Annotated in this window: 13 protein-coding genes; 3 read left to right on the forward strand and 10 right to left on the reverse strand. The window is 60.6% G+C overall.

The window, feature by feature from the left end:
* Nucleotides 1-73: 73 nt before the first annotated feature.
* Entirely contained in the window at nt 74-505 is a 432-nt protein-coding gene (locus ACOYXH_RS08145) for a nuclear transport factor 2 family protein (protein WP_038369331.1), read from the reverse strand.
* 522 nt (nt 506-1,027) lie between these two features.
* On the opposite strand from ACOYXH_RS08145, the gene mqo reads away from it, so the two are divergent.
* Nucleotides 1,028-2,674, forward strand: coding sequence for a malate dehydrogenase (quinone) (gene mqo / locus ACOYXH_RS08150; RefSeq protein ID WP_095047486.1), 1,647 nt, complete (start codon nt 1,028-1,030; stop codon nt 2,672-2,674).
* A gap of 158 nt (nt 2,675-2,832) precedes the next feature.
* Here mqo and ACOYXH_RS08155 read toward each other — a convergent pair whose 3' ends face one another.
* The 3 genes from ACOYXH_RS08155 to ACOYXH_RS08165 all read right to left on the reverse strand — a co-directional run bounded on the left by ACOYXH_RS08155 (nt 2,833) and on the right by ACOYXH_RS08165 (nt 6,320).
* Entirely contained in the window at nt 2,833-3,264 is a 432-nt protein-coding gene (locus tag ACOYXH_RS08155; protein WP_095047485.1) for a nuclear transport factor 2 family protein, read from the reverse strand.
* A gap of 363 nt (nt 3,265-3,627) precedes the next feature.
* Complete coding sequence (locus ACOYXH_RS08160) at nt 3,628-4,206, reverse strand: DUF4123 domain-containing protein (RefSeq protein ID WP_320414219.1); 579 nt, start codon at nt 4,204-4,206, stop codon at nt 3,628-3,630.
* Nucleotides 4,203-6,320 (reverse strand): type VI secretion system Vgr family protein, encoded by a 2,118-nt coding sequence (locus ACOYXH_RS08165; protein WP_460410493.1) that lies wholly within the window; start codon nt 6,318-6,320, stop codon nt 4,203-4,205. Before ACOYXH_RS08165 ends, ACOYXH_RS08160 begins: the two co-directional genes overlap by 4 nt.
* 142 nt (nt 6,321-6,462) lie before the next feature.
* Between ACOYXH_RS08165 and ACOYXH_RS08170 the strand changes: the two genes are divergently transcribed.
* Complete coding sequence (locus ACOYXH_RS08170) at nt 6,463-7,674, forward strand: helix-turn-helix domain-containing protein (RefSeq protein WP_095047483.1); 1,212 nt, start codon at nt 6,463-6,465, stop codon at nt 7,672-7,674.
* A 31-nt stretch (nt 7,675-7,705) separates the two neighbouring features.
* Nucleotides 7,706-8,338, forward strand: a complete 633-nt coding sequence (locus ACOYXH_RS08175; RefSeq protein ID WP_460410494.1) for a Vgb family protein — start codon at nt 7,706-7,708, stop codon at nt 8,336-8,338.
* A gap of 122 nt (nt 8,339-8,460) precedes the next feature.
* Here the strand turns inward: ACOYXH_RS08175 and ACOYXH_RS08180 are convergent, their stop codons facing one another.
* The 6 genes from ACOYXH_RS08180 to ACOYXH_RS08205 all read right to left on the reverse strand — a co-directional run bounded on the left by ACOYXH_RS08180 (nt 8,461) and on the right by ACOYXH_RS08205 (nt 15,024).
* On the reverse strand, nt 8,461-8,652 hold the full coding sequence (locus ACOYXH_RS08180; protein WP_095047481.1) for a hypothetical protein: 192 nt from the start codon (nt 8,650-8,652) through the stop codon (nt 8,461-8,463).
* A 202-nt stretch (nt 8,653-8,854) separates the two neighbouring features.
* Nucleotides 8,855-10,243, reverse strand: a complete 1,389-nt coding sequence (locus ACOYXH_RS08185; protein WP_095047480.1) for an amidohydrolase family protein — start codon at nt 10,241-10,243, stop codon at nt 8,855-8,857.
* Nucleotides 10,244-10,256: 13 nt separating this feature from the next.
* Nucleotides 10,257-11,624 carry a nucleobase:cation symporter-2 family protein gene (locus ACOYXH_RS08190; RefSeq protein ID WP_320414222.1) on the reverse strand — a complete coding sequence of 456 codons (1,368 nt, stop codon included), beginning with the start codon at nt 11,622-11,624 and terminating at the stop codon, nt 10,257-10,259.
* Between the two features lie 256 nt (nt 11,625-11,880).
* The gene (locus tag ACOYXH_RS08195; RefSeq protein ID WP_095047478.1) at nt 11,881-12,924 is read right to left on the reverse strand and encodes a CobW family GTP-binding protein; all 1,044 of its coding nucleotides are present in this window, start codon (nt 12,922-12,924) and stop codon (nt 11,881-11,883) included.
* A gap of 88 nt (nt 12,925-13,012) precedes the next feature.
* The gene (locus ACOYXH_RS08200) at nt 13,013-13,642 is read right to left on the reverse strand and encodes a UbiX family flavin prenyltransferase (protein ID WP_095047477.1); all 630 of its coding nucleotides are present in this window, start codon (nt 13,640-13,642) and stop codon (nt 13,013-13,015) included.
* A complete protein-coding gene (locus ACOYXH_RS08205; protein ID WP_460410495.1) occupies nt 13,639-15,024 on the reverse strand; it encodes a UbiD family decarboxylase in 1,386 nt (461 codons plus the stop codon). Before ACOYXH_RS08205 ends, ACOYXH_RS08200 begins: the two co-directional genes overlap by 4 nt.
* Nucleotides 15,025-15,242: the final 218 nt, after the last annotated feature.

Raw genomic sequence — 15,242 nt, forward strand, 5'->3', positions numbered from 1 at the left:
TCAGGTATAGCGCCAGTTTTTTGTGGGAAAGGACTCTGCCTCTACTCATTTCAGGCGGAGTCCTTTTTATCAATCAGAACTTGAACGCCTGCCGCCCCACCAACAACCACTTGCCGTCCTGCTTCTGCCAGATCTGAAAGTTTTCGATCTCGGTCGGCACCACCTCGGTTCCCTTCAACGCCTGCGCGGAAAAGTGGTGGCGGACCAGCGCGGTGTCGCCGGACAGGGTGATGGTCTGGTTCTGCATTTCCAGGGTCTTGAACGCGCTCTTGCCGGTTTCGATGTCGGCGATGAACTCCTTCTTGTCCTGGATCTTGCCGCTGGAATGGCCATAAGTCAGGTTGGGCGCGGTGAGCGCGTTCAGTTCGGCGATGTCCTTGTGCAGCATCGCCTGGGTCAGATGGTCCACCGCTTGGGCAACGTCTTTTTCCGCCGGGGCAGAGGCGGCCATCGCGTAACCGTTGAAGGCACAGAGAAAGCCGATCAGGAGTCGGGTCTTGGTCATTGAGGTTGTTTCCTTGTTGTTATGGGGTTGACGACTAATTTGTCAGTCGTCGTACAACGTAGCAGATAATGCTTGAGCAAGGCACTGCCCAAAAGTGCTCAATCTCTGGGCAATTACACTTGAATGCAGGATGGTTTGCGTCGACGCACTCATCAGAGGGTCATGTTCAGCGACTGGCGGCCGATAAGTCCCTGAGTGGAAAAAGACTCTCAAGTCGGGAACAGACGCGCGGGTTTGCCCTGACGTGATATTCTTCGCGCCAACTTGGTTTGACCTTATTCGGTTTGCCTGCCTTCGGGCGGGCCGACGGAATCCCTGTCGCTCAAGTAGCTGAGCCAATAATGATAAGAAGTCAGTTCAGAAGGGACATTAACTGAGGTCGATGCAGCATGTCGGCCTTGTGTGCCCACCCGTCAAAATTGAAGTGTGCCGGAATCTGCGACGCTAGCCTGAGCGTCATCAAAGCGGATCGCATACAGATAACAGCGGCGGGCGGAAGGCGTTTTATCATAGGTGCAACAGATGTTTAAGAAAGTGAACACAGCCCTGCTGGGTCTGGCTTTGGCGATGGGGATGACATCCGCCAATGCTGACGAAGCAAAGAAAGTCGACGTCCTGCTGATCGGCGGCGGCATCATGAGCACCACCCTCGGTGTGTGGATCAATGAGCTGGAGCCAAGCTGGTCGATGGAAATGGTCGAGCGCCTCGACGGCGTCGCCCTGGAAAGCTCCAACGGCTGGAACAACGCCGGTACCGGTCACTCGGCGCTCGCTGAGCTGAACTACACCCCGGAAGACGACAAAGGCAACGTGACGATCCCGAAAGCCGTCGAGATCAACGAAGCGTTCCAGGTCTCCCGTCAGTTCTGGGCCTGGCAGGTTCAGCAAGGCGTTCTGAAGAACCCTCGCTCGTTCATCAACACCACGCCGCACATGAGCTTCGTGTGGGGCGATGACAACATCAAGTTCCTGAAAAAGCGCTACGAAGCCCTGCAAGCGAGCCCGCTGTTCGCCGGCATGCAGTACTCCGAAGACCCGGCTGTGATCAAGAAGTGGGTCCCGCTGATGATGGAAGGGCGTGACCCGAACCAGAAAATCGCGGCCACCTGGAGCCCGCTGGGTACCGACATGAACTTCGGCGAAATCACCCGCCAGTTCGCGACGTACCTGCAGACCAAGCCTAACTTCGATCTGAAACTGTCGAGCGAAGTCCAGGACATCACCAAGAATGCCGACGGCACTTGGCGCGTCAGCTACAAAAACCTGAAAGACGGCACCAAAACCGAAACCGACGCCAAGTTCGTCTTCATCGGCGCGGGCGGCGGTGCACTGCACCTGCTGCAGAAGTCGGGTATTCCTGAAGCCAAGGAATACGCTGGCTTCCCGGTTGGTGGTTCGTTCCTGGTGACCGATAACCCGGCCATCGCTGAACAGCACTTGGCCAAGGCCTACGGTAAAGCATCGGTTGGCGCACCACCGATGTCCGTTCCGCACCTGGACACCCGTGTCCTGGACGGCAAGCGCGTCATCCTGTTTGGCCCGTTCGCGACCTTCAGCACCAAGTTCCTGAAGGAAGGCTCGTACCTGGACCTGCTGACCAGCACCACCACCCACAACATCTGGCCTATGACCAAGGTCGGCATCAAGGAATACCCGCTGGTCGAGTACCTGGCTGGCCAACTGATGCTGTCGGATGAAGACCGTCTGAACGCGCTGAAGGAATACTTCCCGAACGCCAAAGCCGAAGACTGGCGCCTGTGGCAAGCCGGCCAACGCGTGCAAATCATCAAGCGTGATGAAGCCGCTGGTGGCGTGCTGAAACTGGGCACCGAAATCGTTGCTGCACAAGACGGCTCCATCGCCGGCCTGTTGGGCGCATCGCCAGGCGCGTCGACCGCTGCACCGATCATGCTGAGCGTGCTGCAGAAAGTCTTCAAAGACAAAGTCGCGACCCCAGAGTGGCAAACCAAGCTGCACCAGATCGTTCCAAGCTACGGCACTCAGCTGAACAACGATCCAGCCAAAGTGGCTGCAGAGTGGGCTTACACCGCCAAGATCCTCGAACTGCCGACACCTCCAGTGATCGGTCAGGCTGCTGCCCCGGCCGCACCTGCAGCTGAAAAAGCTGAAGCTCCGAAGGAAAACGCTGCACGTGACATGGCGCTGTAACTAGACGCCAGACGCACAAAGCCCACTGAACCGGCGACGGTCAGTGGGCTTTTTTGTGGCAAAGCGTTTTGTAGGAGCTGTCGAGTGAAACGAGGCTGCGATCTTTTGATCTTGCTTTTGAAAGATCAAGATCAACAGATCGCAGCCTGCGGCAGCTCCTACATGGCTTTGGCGGACGCCAGATAAGCGCCGAGTCGCCGCCCCATCTCTTCGCCCAAGGCCTGCAATCCACTAAGTGGCCGCACCATCACTTCAAACTCGACAATCTTCCCTCTTTCATCAAAGCGAATCATGTCGATACCTTTCAGCTCCTTCGAACCCACCTTGGCGCTGAACTCCAGAATCACATTCAGGCCATCGGCAGTCGCCAGTTCACGGTGATAGCGGAAATCCTCAAACACCTCGAATACGGTGTTGAGAATCATCGACACCACCGGTGCGCCCGGATAAGGCGTGTGGGCCATCGGCGAGCGGAACACGGCTTGCGGATCAAGCAGACCGGGCAGGGCGCTGAGGTTGCCGGTGCGGATCATTTCGTGCCACTGCTTCAGGGATTCGGCGACGCTGGGTTGCAGGTTCAGGTCAGTCATGTTCACTCCGGGATTTTTGTTGTTGTACTCGCGACGGCAATGACTCTAGATCAATCGCTCGGAAAGTGAACCCTTGTGCGGCGATCTGAATGTCGGCCAATGGCTCAAGCGGATCAGATGCGCATCTGATCCGTATTTTTTCGCTGGATCTGCCTCTGTTACCGGTTCAGTCATCCGCTCAAAATAGCCCCACAGTTCGGTCACTCGCGACAAGCCTTCATCCCGAAGCATCCGGTGCACCGCAAGCTGAGCATTGAGGAGAGCAACATGAACAAGATGGCGATTTTCCTGGGTGGTTTTCTGGCTCTCACTATTTTAATCGGCTTGCTGGCAACGATTTCTCCAGTTTGAAGAGCCGCAGACTCAGCCCAGCGCTTGTGCCGAGGGCCAGCCACTGACCCGCGCCGCCGGGCCGCCCGCAGGATCTGCCGGGTAAACAATCAATGACTGGCCAGTGCTGGTTTCGGCGATCAGCTTGCTCGCCGGGCCGAATATTGCAGCGCGCTCCGGGGGCGTGCAGGTCGGCAGGTAAACGCGCAGGACTCTGGGGTCGTAGAAGCGGAACACCAGCAGGTTGCCATCCGGGTCACTTACACGCAGCAACGTGCGAAAGTGGCCGCGTAATTCGTCCAGGGAAACCTGCGCAGGGGCGATGACGAAAATGCCCCAACTCTGTCCCCAACTGTCTTCCAATAATCGCCAGGTGTAGGCCTGCTGCGGATCCAGGTGCAGCAGATAAGGTGCGGCCGCCGACAGGTTAGGGGCGAGTTCGCCTGCGTACAGGCAGGAGAATTCAGCGCCGCTGGTCCGCACCAGCGGTTCGATGCGTGGGTCGCGGGCGCCGTCGAGCAAGGCGTAGACCTTGGCGGCGCCCGGGCGCGAACCCAGGGGCCAGAGTTCGGCGGTCAACCATTCGTTGAGGCTGGGACGAAACTGGCTCATTGGTTGCAGATCTGGCAGAAGGCCTTGCCGGTTTCTGAGGCGGTCACCAATGTTTGCGCCTGCATGTTTTGCTGTACGAGCCGGAAGTCTGCAGTGGTCGCCGATGTTGGTGCTGCAAGCGGTGGCGCTGTTGGTGGTGCATTGATGGGGGCTGCACTGAGGGTTTTGCCGGCCGTGTCGGCATCTGCGGGTGTCAATGCGATCGGCAGTTTGATTGCGATGCCGGTTCCTGATCCCGGAGATCCGCCGGAGTTGGTTTTCACTTGCGCACCGCTGATGGTCACGCCACCGACATCGACTTTGACAAAACTGCCGCCAGCCTTGGCGGTAAGTTCCATGCCTCCCTCGACTACCACTTTGTCACCGGCGTAATAGTGGATTTCGGACCCGGCTTCAACAAACATTGCAGTGCCGACCTTCAAGTGCCGGGTGGCACCGACGGTCAAATGGTCATCGGCCCGCGCTTCGGTCTTGCGATCGAGACTGGTGATCCGGTGTTCTTCAACTTTGAACTCGCTGAGGGCGTTGGTTTCAACGGTGTCGTGCCGTTCATTGCCGACGCGAATCTTCTGATCGTGCTCAATGTTCTCGTCCAAATCGCGTTGGGCGTGGATGTAGATCTGCTCTACACCTTTCTTGTCTTCAATCCGGAACTCGTTGTAGCCCTTGCCGCCCGGTGAACTCAGGGTTTTGAAGGTGCTGCGGGTTTTGTTCGCCGGCAGGTCGTAGGGGACGACGTTTTCCTTGTGGTACAGGCAACCGGTGACCAGCGGCTGGTCGGGATCGCCTTCAAGGAAGGTAACGAGGACTTCCATGCCGATGCGTGGGATGGCGATGCCGCCGTAGGCTGCGCCGGCCCAGCCGCTGGCGACGCGCATCCAGCAGGTGGTTTTGTCGTTGGACTGACCGTCGCGATCCCAGTGGAATTGCACTTTGATGCGGCCGTATTGGTCGCAGTGGATTTCTTCGCCTGCGGGGCCGGTGACGACGGCGGTCTGGCTGCCGAGGACTTTCGGTTTCGGGTGTTCAAGGGCAGGGCGGTAGTGCGCGTCCCACGGGGTGGCGAGGAAGCTGTTGCGGTAGCCCTGGTGGAAATCGCTTTTGTTGTCGGTGACGTCGCTGGTGACGTTTTCGCCGAGCACTTGCGGTTGTTTGCCTTCGTGGAAAACTTCCAGCAGCAGCCACAGTTCATTCCACTCGGCGCGCGGGTGTTCAGCGAGGGTGAGGAAATGGCCGCTGGTGAGGGTCGGTTCGTCACCTTTGCCTTCGGCGAGTTTGTAGTCGCTGCGATGGCGTTCGAGGGCGCGGGTGGAAAGGAACTTGCCGCGCTCGCGGGTGGTGAAGCGGCCGGGGTAGTCGTAGTCCTCGAGGTCCGGGGCGAACTCGGTTTTGACCGCGCCTTCGGGGAGGATCTTCGGTTTTTCGAAGTCGTAATCGCGGCGGCTGACGCGGGTGGTGCGGGTTTCCAGGCGCAGGTTGAAGCGTTTGATCACCGGTTTGTCGGCGGCCATGCCGGAGTCTTGCTGGTAGCTCACCGGTTTCAGCTTGCGGAACACGGTCTGGTCGTCGCCGAACACCAGTTTGTGGCCGCTGCTGCTGTGCTGGAAGTGAAAGTGGATACCTTCTTCCTCGCACAGGCGCTGGATGAAATGCAGGTCGGATTCGTCGTACTGCACGCAGTAGTCGCGTTGCGGGTACTCGGCGCCGAGCTGGAAGCTGTAGGCGTCGGCAAGTATGCCGCGATCTTCCAGCACCTGAGCGATGATCTTCGGTACGGTCAGTTGCTGGAAGATCTGCTGATCATGGTTGTGCCGCAGGTAGGCCAGTTGTGGTACCAGGCTGAGGCTGTAACGGGTCAGGGTCTTGCCGGAATCGCCTTGCTCGATGCGATAGACCAGGCCGTGGATCTTGCCTGCACCGGTGGGGCCGAAGGTCAGGACGCCGGGCTTGTGCAGCAGCTCTTCGAGTTTGAGGTCGGGGCGCGCGCTGATCATTTCGAGGTCGAAACGGAAGGGCTGGTTGATGGCTTCACGACCAACAAAGCTCAGCACCTGCAGGTCGCTGGAACTGCCTTCAAGGGAAAAGGTAATGTGGGTAGCGTTTGCGTCCAGCATGCCTGACTCCTTCCGTGGAAAAGCTTGGCTGATGGTGCAGCAATACCAAAGTGCTATCAAGGGATTTTAAACACGCTTGAACCCCTGCATTAAACTCGATCTCAAAGCACTGTACCGAGGTGTCTGCCGGGATGAATTCACCATGGACTCGTTGATTACTGCCGCTGGTCGGGCGCTGAGCGCTGGTGATCCGCTGGGTGCGTTGAACTACGTTGCTTTGCGTGAAGACCCGCCTGCGCTGGCGTTACGTGGCATTGCCATGGCCCAGCTCGGTGATCTGCCCCGCGCCAAAGCGTTGTTGCAGCGCGCGGTGAAAGCCTTTGGCAGCAACGAACCGCTGTCGCGGGCGCGTTGCGTGGTGGCCGAGGCGGAAGTGGCGCTGGCGACGCGGAACCTGGGCTGGCCGGTGAAGGCGCTGGAGACCGCCCGGCAATTACTGCTCAGCCACGGTGACCGGTTGAACGCAGCGCACGCGCGATACTTGCAGATTCGCCGCCTGCTGCTGATTGGTGAACTGGATGCGGCCGAAGCGCTGCTTGCCGAAGTGGACCGCGCACCATTGCCGCCGGCGCTGCATGCCGCCCATGAACTGACGGCCGCCGGGATTGCCCTGCGCCGGGTACAGGCGCACAAGGCCAGCGCCGCACTTGCCCGGGCGCAGCTAGCGGCACAACAAGCGGGCATCGCGAGCCTGATGGCAGAGGTCGATCATGCCATACGAGTCCTCAATGCGCCGGCCGCGCGGTTGACCAGCGCGGGGCACGCGCAAGCGGTGAATCTGGCGCAGGTTGAAGCGTTGTTCGCGTCGTCAAGCCTGGTGATCGATGCCACGCGCTACAGCGTGCGCGGAGCCGGGATGACCGTGGCACTGGCAACCCGGCCGGTGCTGTTCAACCTTGCCCGATTGCTTGCGCAAGCCTGGCCGGGCGATGTGTCTCGGGAGCAACTGATTGCGACGGCATTCCGCCTGCAGCTCAGTGATGAAAGCCACCGCGCGCGGTTGCGTGTCGAAATCGGTCGGCTGCGATCAGCGTTGCAACCGTTGGCGAATATCACCGCCACTTCGCGCGGCTTTGCACTGGTAGCGGCCGATGTGGCGTTGCTCACGCTGCCGATTGAAGACAGACAGGCACAGTTGTTGGCCTTGCTGGCTGACGGTGAGGCCTGGTCGAGTTCAGCCTTGGCGCTGGCGTTGGGGCGCAGCCAGCGACAGGTGCAGCGGGCACTGGAGGCCCTGGCAGTGGAGGACAAGGTGCAGGCTTTTGGCGTGGGCCGGGCGCGGCGCTGGATGACGCCACCGCTAACGGGTTTCGCGACGATCTTGTTACTCCCGGTGTCGTTGGGCAATGGTTAGGCTGGACCCACACATCCATGAGGAAGCCGACATGAAACAGGCAAACGCAGAAATCCTTCGCGAGTACGGTCCTTTTGACGACATCAAAGGCGTTCACGGCGTGACCTTCGATGGCCAGCAGGTCTGGTTCGCCAGCGACGGCCAGCTCAATGCACTCGACCCGGTCAGCGGCGAAACCGTGCGCACGATCAAGGTTGGCGCTGATGGTGGCACCGCGTTCGATGGCCAACATCTGTATCAGATCGCCGATCGCCACATCCACAAGATCGATCCAGCCACCGGCCGCGTGCTCCATACCATCCCGGCACCGGGCAATGGCGGTGATTCAGGCATGGCCTGGGCGGACGGCTCGTTATGGGTGGGGCAGTATCGCGAGCGCAAGATTCATCAGATCAATCCGCAGACCGGCAAGATCCTGCGCACGCTGGAGTCGAACCGTTTTGTCACCGGGGTGACCTGGTTGGATGGTGGGTTGTGGCATGGCACTTGGGAAGGGGATGAGAGTGAACTGCGGCATATCGATGCGCAGAACGGTGAAGTCATCGCGGCGTTGAAGATGCCCGAGGGCTCGGGTGTTTCGGGGCTGGAAGCCGACGGGGCCGATCGATTCTATTGCGGTGGTGGCGACAGTGGCCGGGTGAGGGCGGTGCGTCGGCCCAAATGATGGAGGCGTCTACACGGGCCTCTTCGCGAGCAGGCTCGCTCCCACAGTGATTGCGGGTGAACACAAGCTCTGTGAGTTACCCAAAACCCTGTAGGAGCGAGCCTGCTCGCGAAAGCGCAGTATCAGCCACCGCTGTTGCGACGACGTTCAATACCCTCCGGGCCGCCGATGTCCAGCAACCTTCTTTCCACCAGAACATTCTCAAGTGCCTGGCGCTCGACCGGCGCCATTTGGTGCTCACGCTTTTTCAGCTCCAGCAGAATCGGGCTGGACCAAGTACGGTAGGTCTGTTCGATGTTGCGACGCGACGTCATCAGTCTCTCCTTGAAAAAGAGCCCTGTATTGCGGGCAGGGGCTCTGTCCGATGAGGTAATAACGTTAGTCGAGAAAGCCAAGACGCGCGAATCCACACGCCGGATGTAGGAGCTGCCGCAGGCTGCGATCTTTTGACTTTGTTTTTTAAAAGACAAGATCAAAAGATCGCAGCCTGCGGCAGCTCCTACAGGGGGGGCGAGGTTAGTCGTCGACGTCCATCAGTTGCTGCACACCTTCCCACGCTTCGGCGCGCATGCGTTCAATGTCCAGGCCCGGAATCACGCCGTTCTCCACGACCACGCGGCCGCCGACCAGACTGTATTTGACGCTAATCGGCTCACCCGCCACCACGGGCGCGACGGCGCTGTCGTGGAAGCCATAGAACCGCGGGTGGTCGAGGCTGTAGATCACCAGATCTGCCGCCTGACCGACTTCAAGTGTGCCAACTGCGTCGAGTCCGAGGACTTGCGCGCCGCCTGCCGTGCCCCAGTGGATGACATCTTCCGCCGTGGTCGCCGAGGCGCCTTGTTCAGCGCGGTGGATCAGCCATGCGGTGTTGGCTTCGCCGACCATGCTTCCGGACTCGTTCGAGGCTACGCCATCCACCCCCAGGGAAACCGGCACGCCGGCCTCATACATCTGGGGCACAGGCGCCACGCCGCTGCCCAGCCGAGCGTTGCTCACCGGGCAGTGGGAGACGCCAGTGCCGGTCTGCGCGAGCATGCGGATTTCGCCGGGTTGCAGGTGTACGGCGTGGGCGAACCAGACGTCCGGGCCGAGCCACTCGTGTTCAGCGACGAATTCCACCGGCAGGCAGTTGTACTTGTCGCGGCAGAAATTCACGTAGTTCTGTGTCTCCGACAAGTGCGTGTGCAGGCGCAAGCCGAGGCCGCGCGCGGTGTGCGCCAGTTCGCGCAGCAGCGTCGGTGGCAGCGAGAACGTCGGTGTAGTCGGGGCGACCACCACGCGGCGCATCGCGTCCGGGGTGTCCTGGTGGTACAGCGATTTCAACCGCTCGATATCGCCGACCATTTGCTCAAGGCTTTCCGGTTGCAGCGCGGTTTTCGAGAAGCCCGGATGGGCGCTGGCCGATTCCAGTGCGCCGCCACGGCACAGGACAAAGCGCAGGCCGAATTCATCCGCCAGATCGAACAGCAGATCACCGGTCTCGGTGCTGCCGTGGGCGTGGTAGAGATAATGGTGATCAGCGCACGTCGTCACGCCAGACAGCAACAATTCGACCATGCCCAGCCGTGCAGCGATTCGCGCCAGTTGCGGGGTAAACCGGTTCAGACGCGGGTAGGGCACGCTGGCCAGCCAGCCTTGCAGATCCTGATTCAAGCCTGCGGGTACGGCTTTGAGCAGGTTCTGGAACAGATGGTGGTGAGTGTTGATCCAGCCCGGATAGACCACGCAGTTTCGCGCGTCGATCACCCGTTCACCGGGTTGTGCTTGCAGGTCGGCGGCCATCGCGGCGATGCGCCCGTTGACCACGCGGATGTCCACGGCGCCGGCCCGCGCGCGGGGGCCGCGCAGGCCGGTCATCACCGCAACCGGGTTCTTGATCAGGATGTTCTGAAGTTGAGTCATGGGCAGCTCCAAACTAAAGGATGTGCGAGGCGGATTTGTTGGCGGTGGTTTCCGGCACGCTGACGCCATTCAGCGCGGCGTTGAGCAGCACCGACACCAGGCAGGCGATGACCACGCTGCTGTGCAGGAACGGCTGCGACCACTCGGGAAGTTGTTTGAACAGGGTTGGCGCGAGCACCGGTACCAGCGCGGCGGCGATGGTGAAACCGACGATCAGCACGTTGTAGCGATTGCGCTCGTAGTCGACTTTGGCGAGGGTCTGAATGCCTGCCGCTGCGACCACGCCGAACATGGCGATGCCAGCGCCTCCGAGGGCAGCGGTCGGCATCGAGGCGATGATCGCGCCGGCCTTTGGCACCAAGGCAATCGAGCACATCAGCAAACCGCTGACCGCGACCACCCAACGGCTGCGCACGCCGGTGAGGATCACCAGGCCGACGTTTTCCATGAAGGCGATAAACGGAAACGCGGCGAACATCCCGGCGATGGTGCTGGCCAGGCCGTTGGCGCGCAGGCCATTGATGACCTGTTTGTCTTCCACCGGTTTTTCGACGATGTCGCCGATGGCCACGAACAGCCCCATCGACTCGACCATCTGCACGATCATCACCACCACCATGGTCGCGATGGGGATCAGGCTGAAAGTCGGCAGACCGAAATAGAACGGATAGGGAACGGTTAGCCACGGCGCCTCTTCGACGCTGTGAAAGCTGCCCATGCCGAGGCCATACGCGAGGCCTGCACCGATCAGCATGCCGATCAACACCGCCATGTTGCGCAGTAGCGGGCTGCCGTAGCGGTTGACCAGCAGAATCGTCAGCAACACCACCACCGCCACACCGAGAAACGCCGGGGCGCCGAAGTTGCTCGCGTTGCGCCCACCTCCGACCCATTCATAGGCAATCGGGAACAGCTGCAAGCCGATCACGGTGACGATGCAACCGGTCACCACCGGCGGAAAAAATCGCCGCAATCGACCCACGAACGGAGCTATCAGCATGGTGAATAACCCGGCTCCGATCACCGCCCCGCAGACCCCGGCAAAGCCCACCTCCGGGTTGCTGCCGATGGCGATCACGGGGCCGACGCTACTGAACGCCACGCCTTGCAGAATTGGCAGGCGCACGCCGAATTTCCAGAAACCGACGGTTTGCAACAGGGTGGCGATGCCTGAACAGAACAGCGTGGTGCTGATCAGCACCACCGTGTCGGCATGGGACATTTTCAAGGCACTGGCGACAATCAACGGCACGGCAATGGCGCCGATGTACGACACGGCCATGTGTTGCAGGCCGAGGGTGAGCATCTGTCGCACCGGTAAAATGCGGTCCACGGGATGCACGGTGGCGGCGGATTGCGTTGGAGATGGGGCTGACGACATGGGGAAACACCTCTGGCTGTTTTTATGCGGTAGAGAGGGGTATTCGTCTGATGCCGATCAGCTCAAGAACACAGTGGAACCCTGTGGGAGCTGGCTTGCCAGCGATGGCGATTTAGCAGTCATCATTTTTATAAACTGACAGTCCGCTATCGCTGGCAAGCCAGCTCCCACAAGTTTTGTGTTGTGTAAAAAACTGGCATCAGTCATTCGTACACATGTGCCCGAAGCCGCCATCCACCGGCTCCGATGCCTTGTTTCAGCCTGCTAGGCAGGCGGCGAAGCCCTGGTTCAGCGCCGCGCGGTCGAGGTCGCGGCCGATGAATACGATCTTGCTCGAGCGGGGCTCCGTGCCCCACGCGGTCGAGGCGCGGAATTCCACCAGGCTGTGCACGCCTTGCAGCACGTAGCGCTGATCTTCGTTGGCGACGGCGAGCACGCCTTTCATGCGGTACAGGTTGTCGGCCTGGGAAGAGCGCAGTCCGCTGATCCAGCGGTGGAACGCCATCAGATTGACCTCGCCGTCCACGGCGATGCCCACCGATGACACGCTTGGATCGTGTTCGTGATCGGGCGCTTCGTGATGATGATCGTGGTGGTCGTGGTGCTCAGGTTCAGCACCGATCTCCATGAGCTTCTGCGTGCATTCGAATGCGCCGATGCCGAGGATTTTCGTCAGGTCGATTTGCGCATGGGTCGAGGTCACCAGATCCGCTGTGGCGTTCAAGCCACGGATCTTGCCGCGCAGAACGTCCACCTCGTCGCTGCTGACCAGATCGACCTTGTTGATGACGATCCGGTCGGCGCAGACAATCTGATCCACCGCCTGATTGTCGACGCCATCGAGTTGCAGATCCTCCAGATGCTGAGCGATGTGTTTGGCGTCGACCATGGTTACGATCGCGTCGAGTTCGACTTCTTCGGCGATCGGGTCATTGATGAAGAAGCTCTGTGCCACCGGATACGGATCGGCCAGGCCACTGGTTTCGATGAGGATGTGATCGAGGCGCACCGGCCGCGCCACCAATTCGCGGACGATGCGCACCAGGTCCTCACGAACCTCGGCAGTGCAGCACACGCAGCCGTTGACCATCTCGTAGATTTCTTCGGTCTCGGAGCTGAGGACGAGGTCGCCGTCGATACCGACTTCGCCGAACTCGTTTTCGATCACGGCGATCTTGCGGCCGTGGTTTTCCTTGAGGATGTAATTGAGCAGGGTGGTTTTACCCGCGCCGAGGAAGCCGGTGAGGATGGTCACGGGGATTTTCGTGTTGCGGGTTGGGGCGTTGAATGGGGTGTTCATGGTGAGGCTCCTTTGATTGACCGGTGCACACTGAATTCGGGTGATGCTGCTTCATTGTGGGAGCGAGCCTGCTCGCGAAGGCGGTGTGTCATTTAGCCGTGATGGCGACTGATCCATCGCATTCGCGAGCAAGCTCGCTCCCACAGGGTTTTTGGTGTTCTTGCCAGCGGGTGGCAACGCCCGCATCGAGACCAAACAGGTCGAGCACGCGGCCGAGGCTGTGGTCGACCATTTGCGCCAGGTTCTCCGGGCGGGCGTAGAAGGCGGGCACCGGCGGGGCGATGATCCCGCCCATCTCGGTGACGGCGGTCATGTTGCGCAAATGGGCGAGGGTCAGCGGCGTTTCCCGGGCCATCAACACCAGCGTGCGGCGCTCCTTCAGCGTGACGTCAGCGGCACGACCGATCAGCCCCGAGGACGTGCCGGTGGCAATCTCCGCCAACGTCCTCATCGAGCACGGCGCAACCACCATCCCGAGGCAGCGAAACGATCCGCTGGCGATCCCGGCGGCGACGTCATCGGCGCGGTGGTAATGACTGGCCAGCGCAGTCACGTCGGCGAGTTTGTAGTCGGTTTCGTGGGCCATGGTCAGCAGCGCGGCGCGGCTGACGATCAGGTGGCTTTCGATGTTCAACTCGGCGAGCAATTGCAGGAGTCGCACGCCATAGATAAACCCGGACGCACCGCTGATGCCGACCACCAGCCGTTGCCGGTTCACGATTGCAGACCTTTGAGCAAAACCCGCGCGCGCTCCAGAACTTCCTGATCGAGCTGCGCCTTGATCCCGTCAAAACCCGAACCGCGTGTGGCATCCAGGCCCATCCGCGACGTGGTGCCATTGACCGACGATGAAGGATCGAGCGGACTGCCCGGCAAACCATCAATAGTGAAAATATCCAGGTGCGGCTGGAAGTGCGTGGCCAGTGCCCACAGCACCTGGCTGTCATCGCTGATGTCGATATCGCTGTCCACTGCGATCACTGTTTTCAGGTACGGATCCCAGCCGAGCAGCGCCAGCATGATCTGCCGCGCCTCGCCGTCACGGCTTTGGTCCAGCGCGACGTAGCAGTGAAAATGCGTGCCGGAATTGGGGTAGTGCACAGAGGTGACGGCGGGGAAACGCGCCTTGAGTTTCTCGCTCATTTCCGCTTCGCGCGGCAGGCGGGCAAGGGTCAGGTGTTCGGCGTAGCGGCCGCCCATGACGTCGACCAGCCAAGCGTCTTTGCGCTTTAACAGCGTATCCACGCGCAGCACGTTGTTGGTCGAACGATCCGAGGAGTAACCGCTGAATTCACCGAACGGACCTTCCTCGGCATACGCCGCCGGGTCAATCGCGCCTTCCAGAACAAACTCGGCATACGCCGGCACACCGATGCCGTAGCGTGGGGTTTTCACCAGTTCCAGCGGCGCGCCGAACAGCCCGCCAGCGACGGCACGCTCATCGGCGCCATAAGGCAAGCGCGCAGCAGCGGCGAGCATGAACAACGGATGCGCACCGACGACCATTGCCACGCGCAACTCTTCGCCACGCTCGCGAGCGGTCTGCAACATTCGCCACAGGTGCCCGCGTGAATGCAGACTGGTCGCTAGCGCTTGGCGGGCGTGGCGCATCGAGCGGTGATAGCTCATGTTGGCGATGCCGGTCAGCGGGTCTTCGGCGATGATGATTGCGTTAGTGATGTATGGGCCGCGATCGCTGGCGAAATGCTTGAGCATCGGCAGCAGCGCCAGGTCCAGCGCTTCGCCTTCGAAGACCTCATCGAGGATCGGACCGCTCTCCACATAGCGTGGTGCGATGGGCTGGTTGGCGCGGGTCTGGAAGGTTTCGTGCAGTTGCGCCGCAGTGACGCCGAACAGCCGGGCAATGCGGGTACGGGATGCAAACAGATTGGTCGCCACCGGCACACCGAGGTTGCCGACGTGTTCGCAGATCAGCAGTGGATCGCGGCCTTGGGCGGCGAGGGCATCGACCAGGGCGGTGACGTCCTGATCGGCGGAAATCGCTGGGGTGACAGTCAGCACATCGTCCGGGTACTCACGGCGATAGGCGTCGATGAACACGTGAAAGTCCTGAGAATCGCCGAGCGTCGAACGGGTCATGGTGTCACCTCGTAAAAAGCAGGCACGCAGGGGTGAGAGGGCGATCGCGCGGCCAGCCGTTGGCCTGCCGGTCGAACGAACGCCGGGTCATCTTCGTGCCTGTAAAGTCGCTGTGTGCCTGGGTTGAACACTGATCCCCTGTAGGAGTGAGCCTGCTCGCGATAGCGGTATATCAGTCACTATCACCGCTAAATGACACTCCGCTATCGCGAGCAGGC

Source organism: Pseudomonas sp. Mb7 (assembly GCF_054790525.1).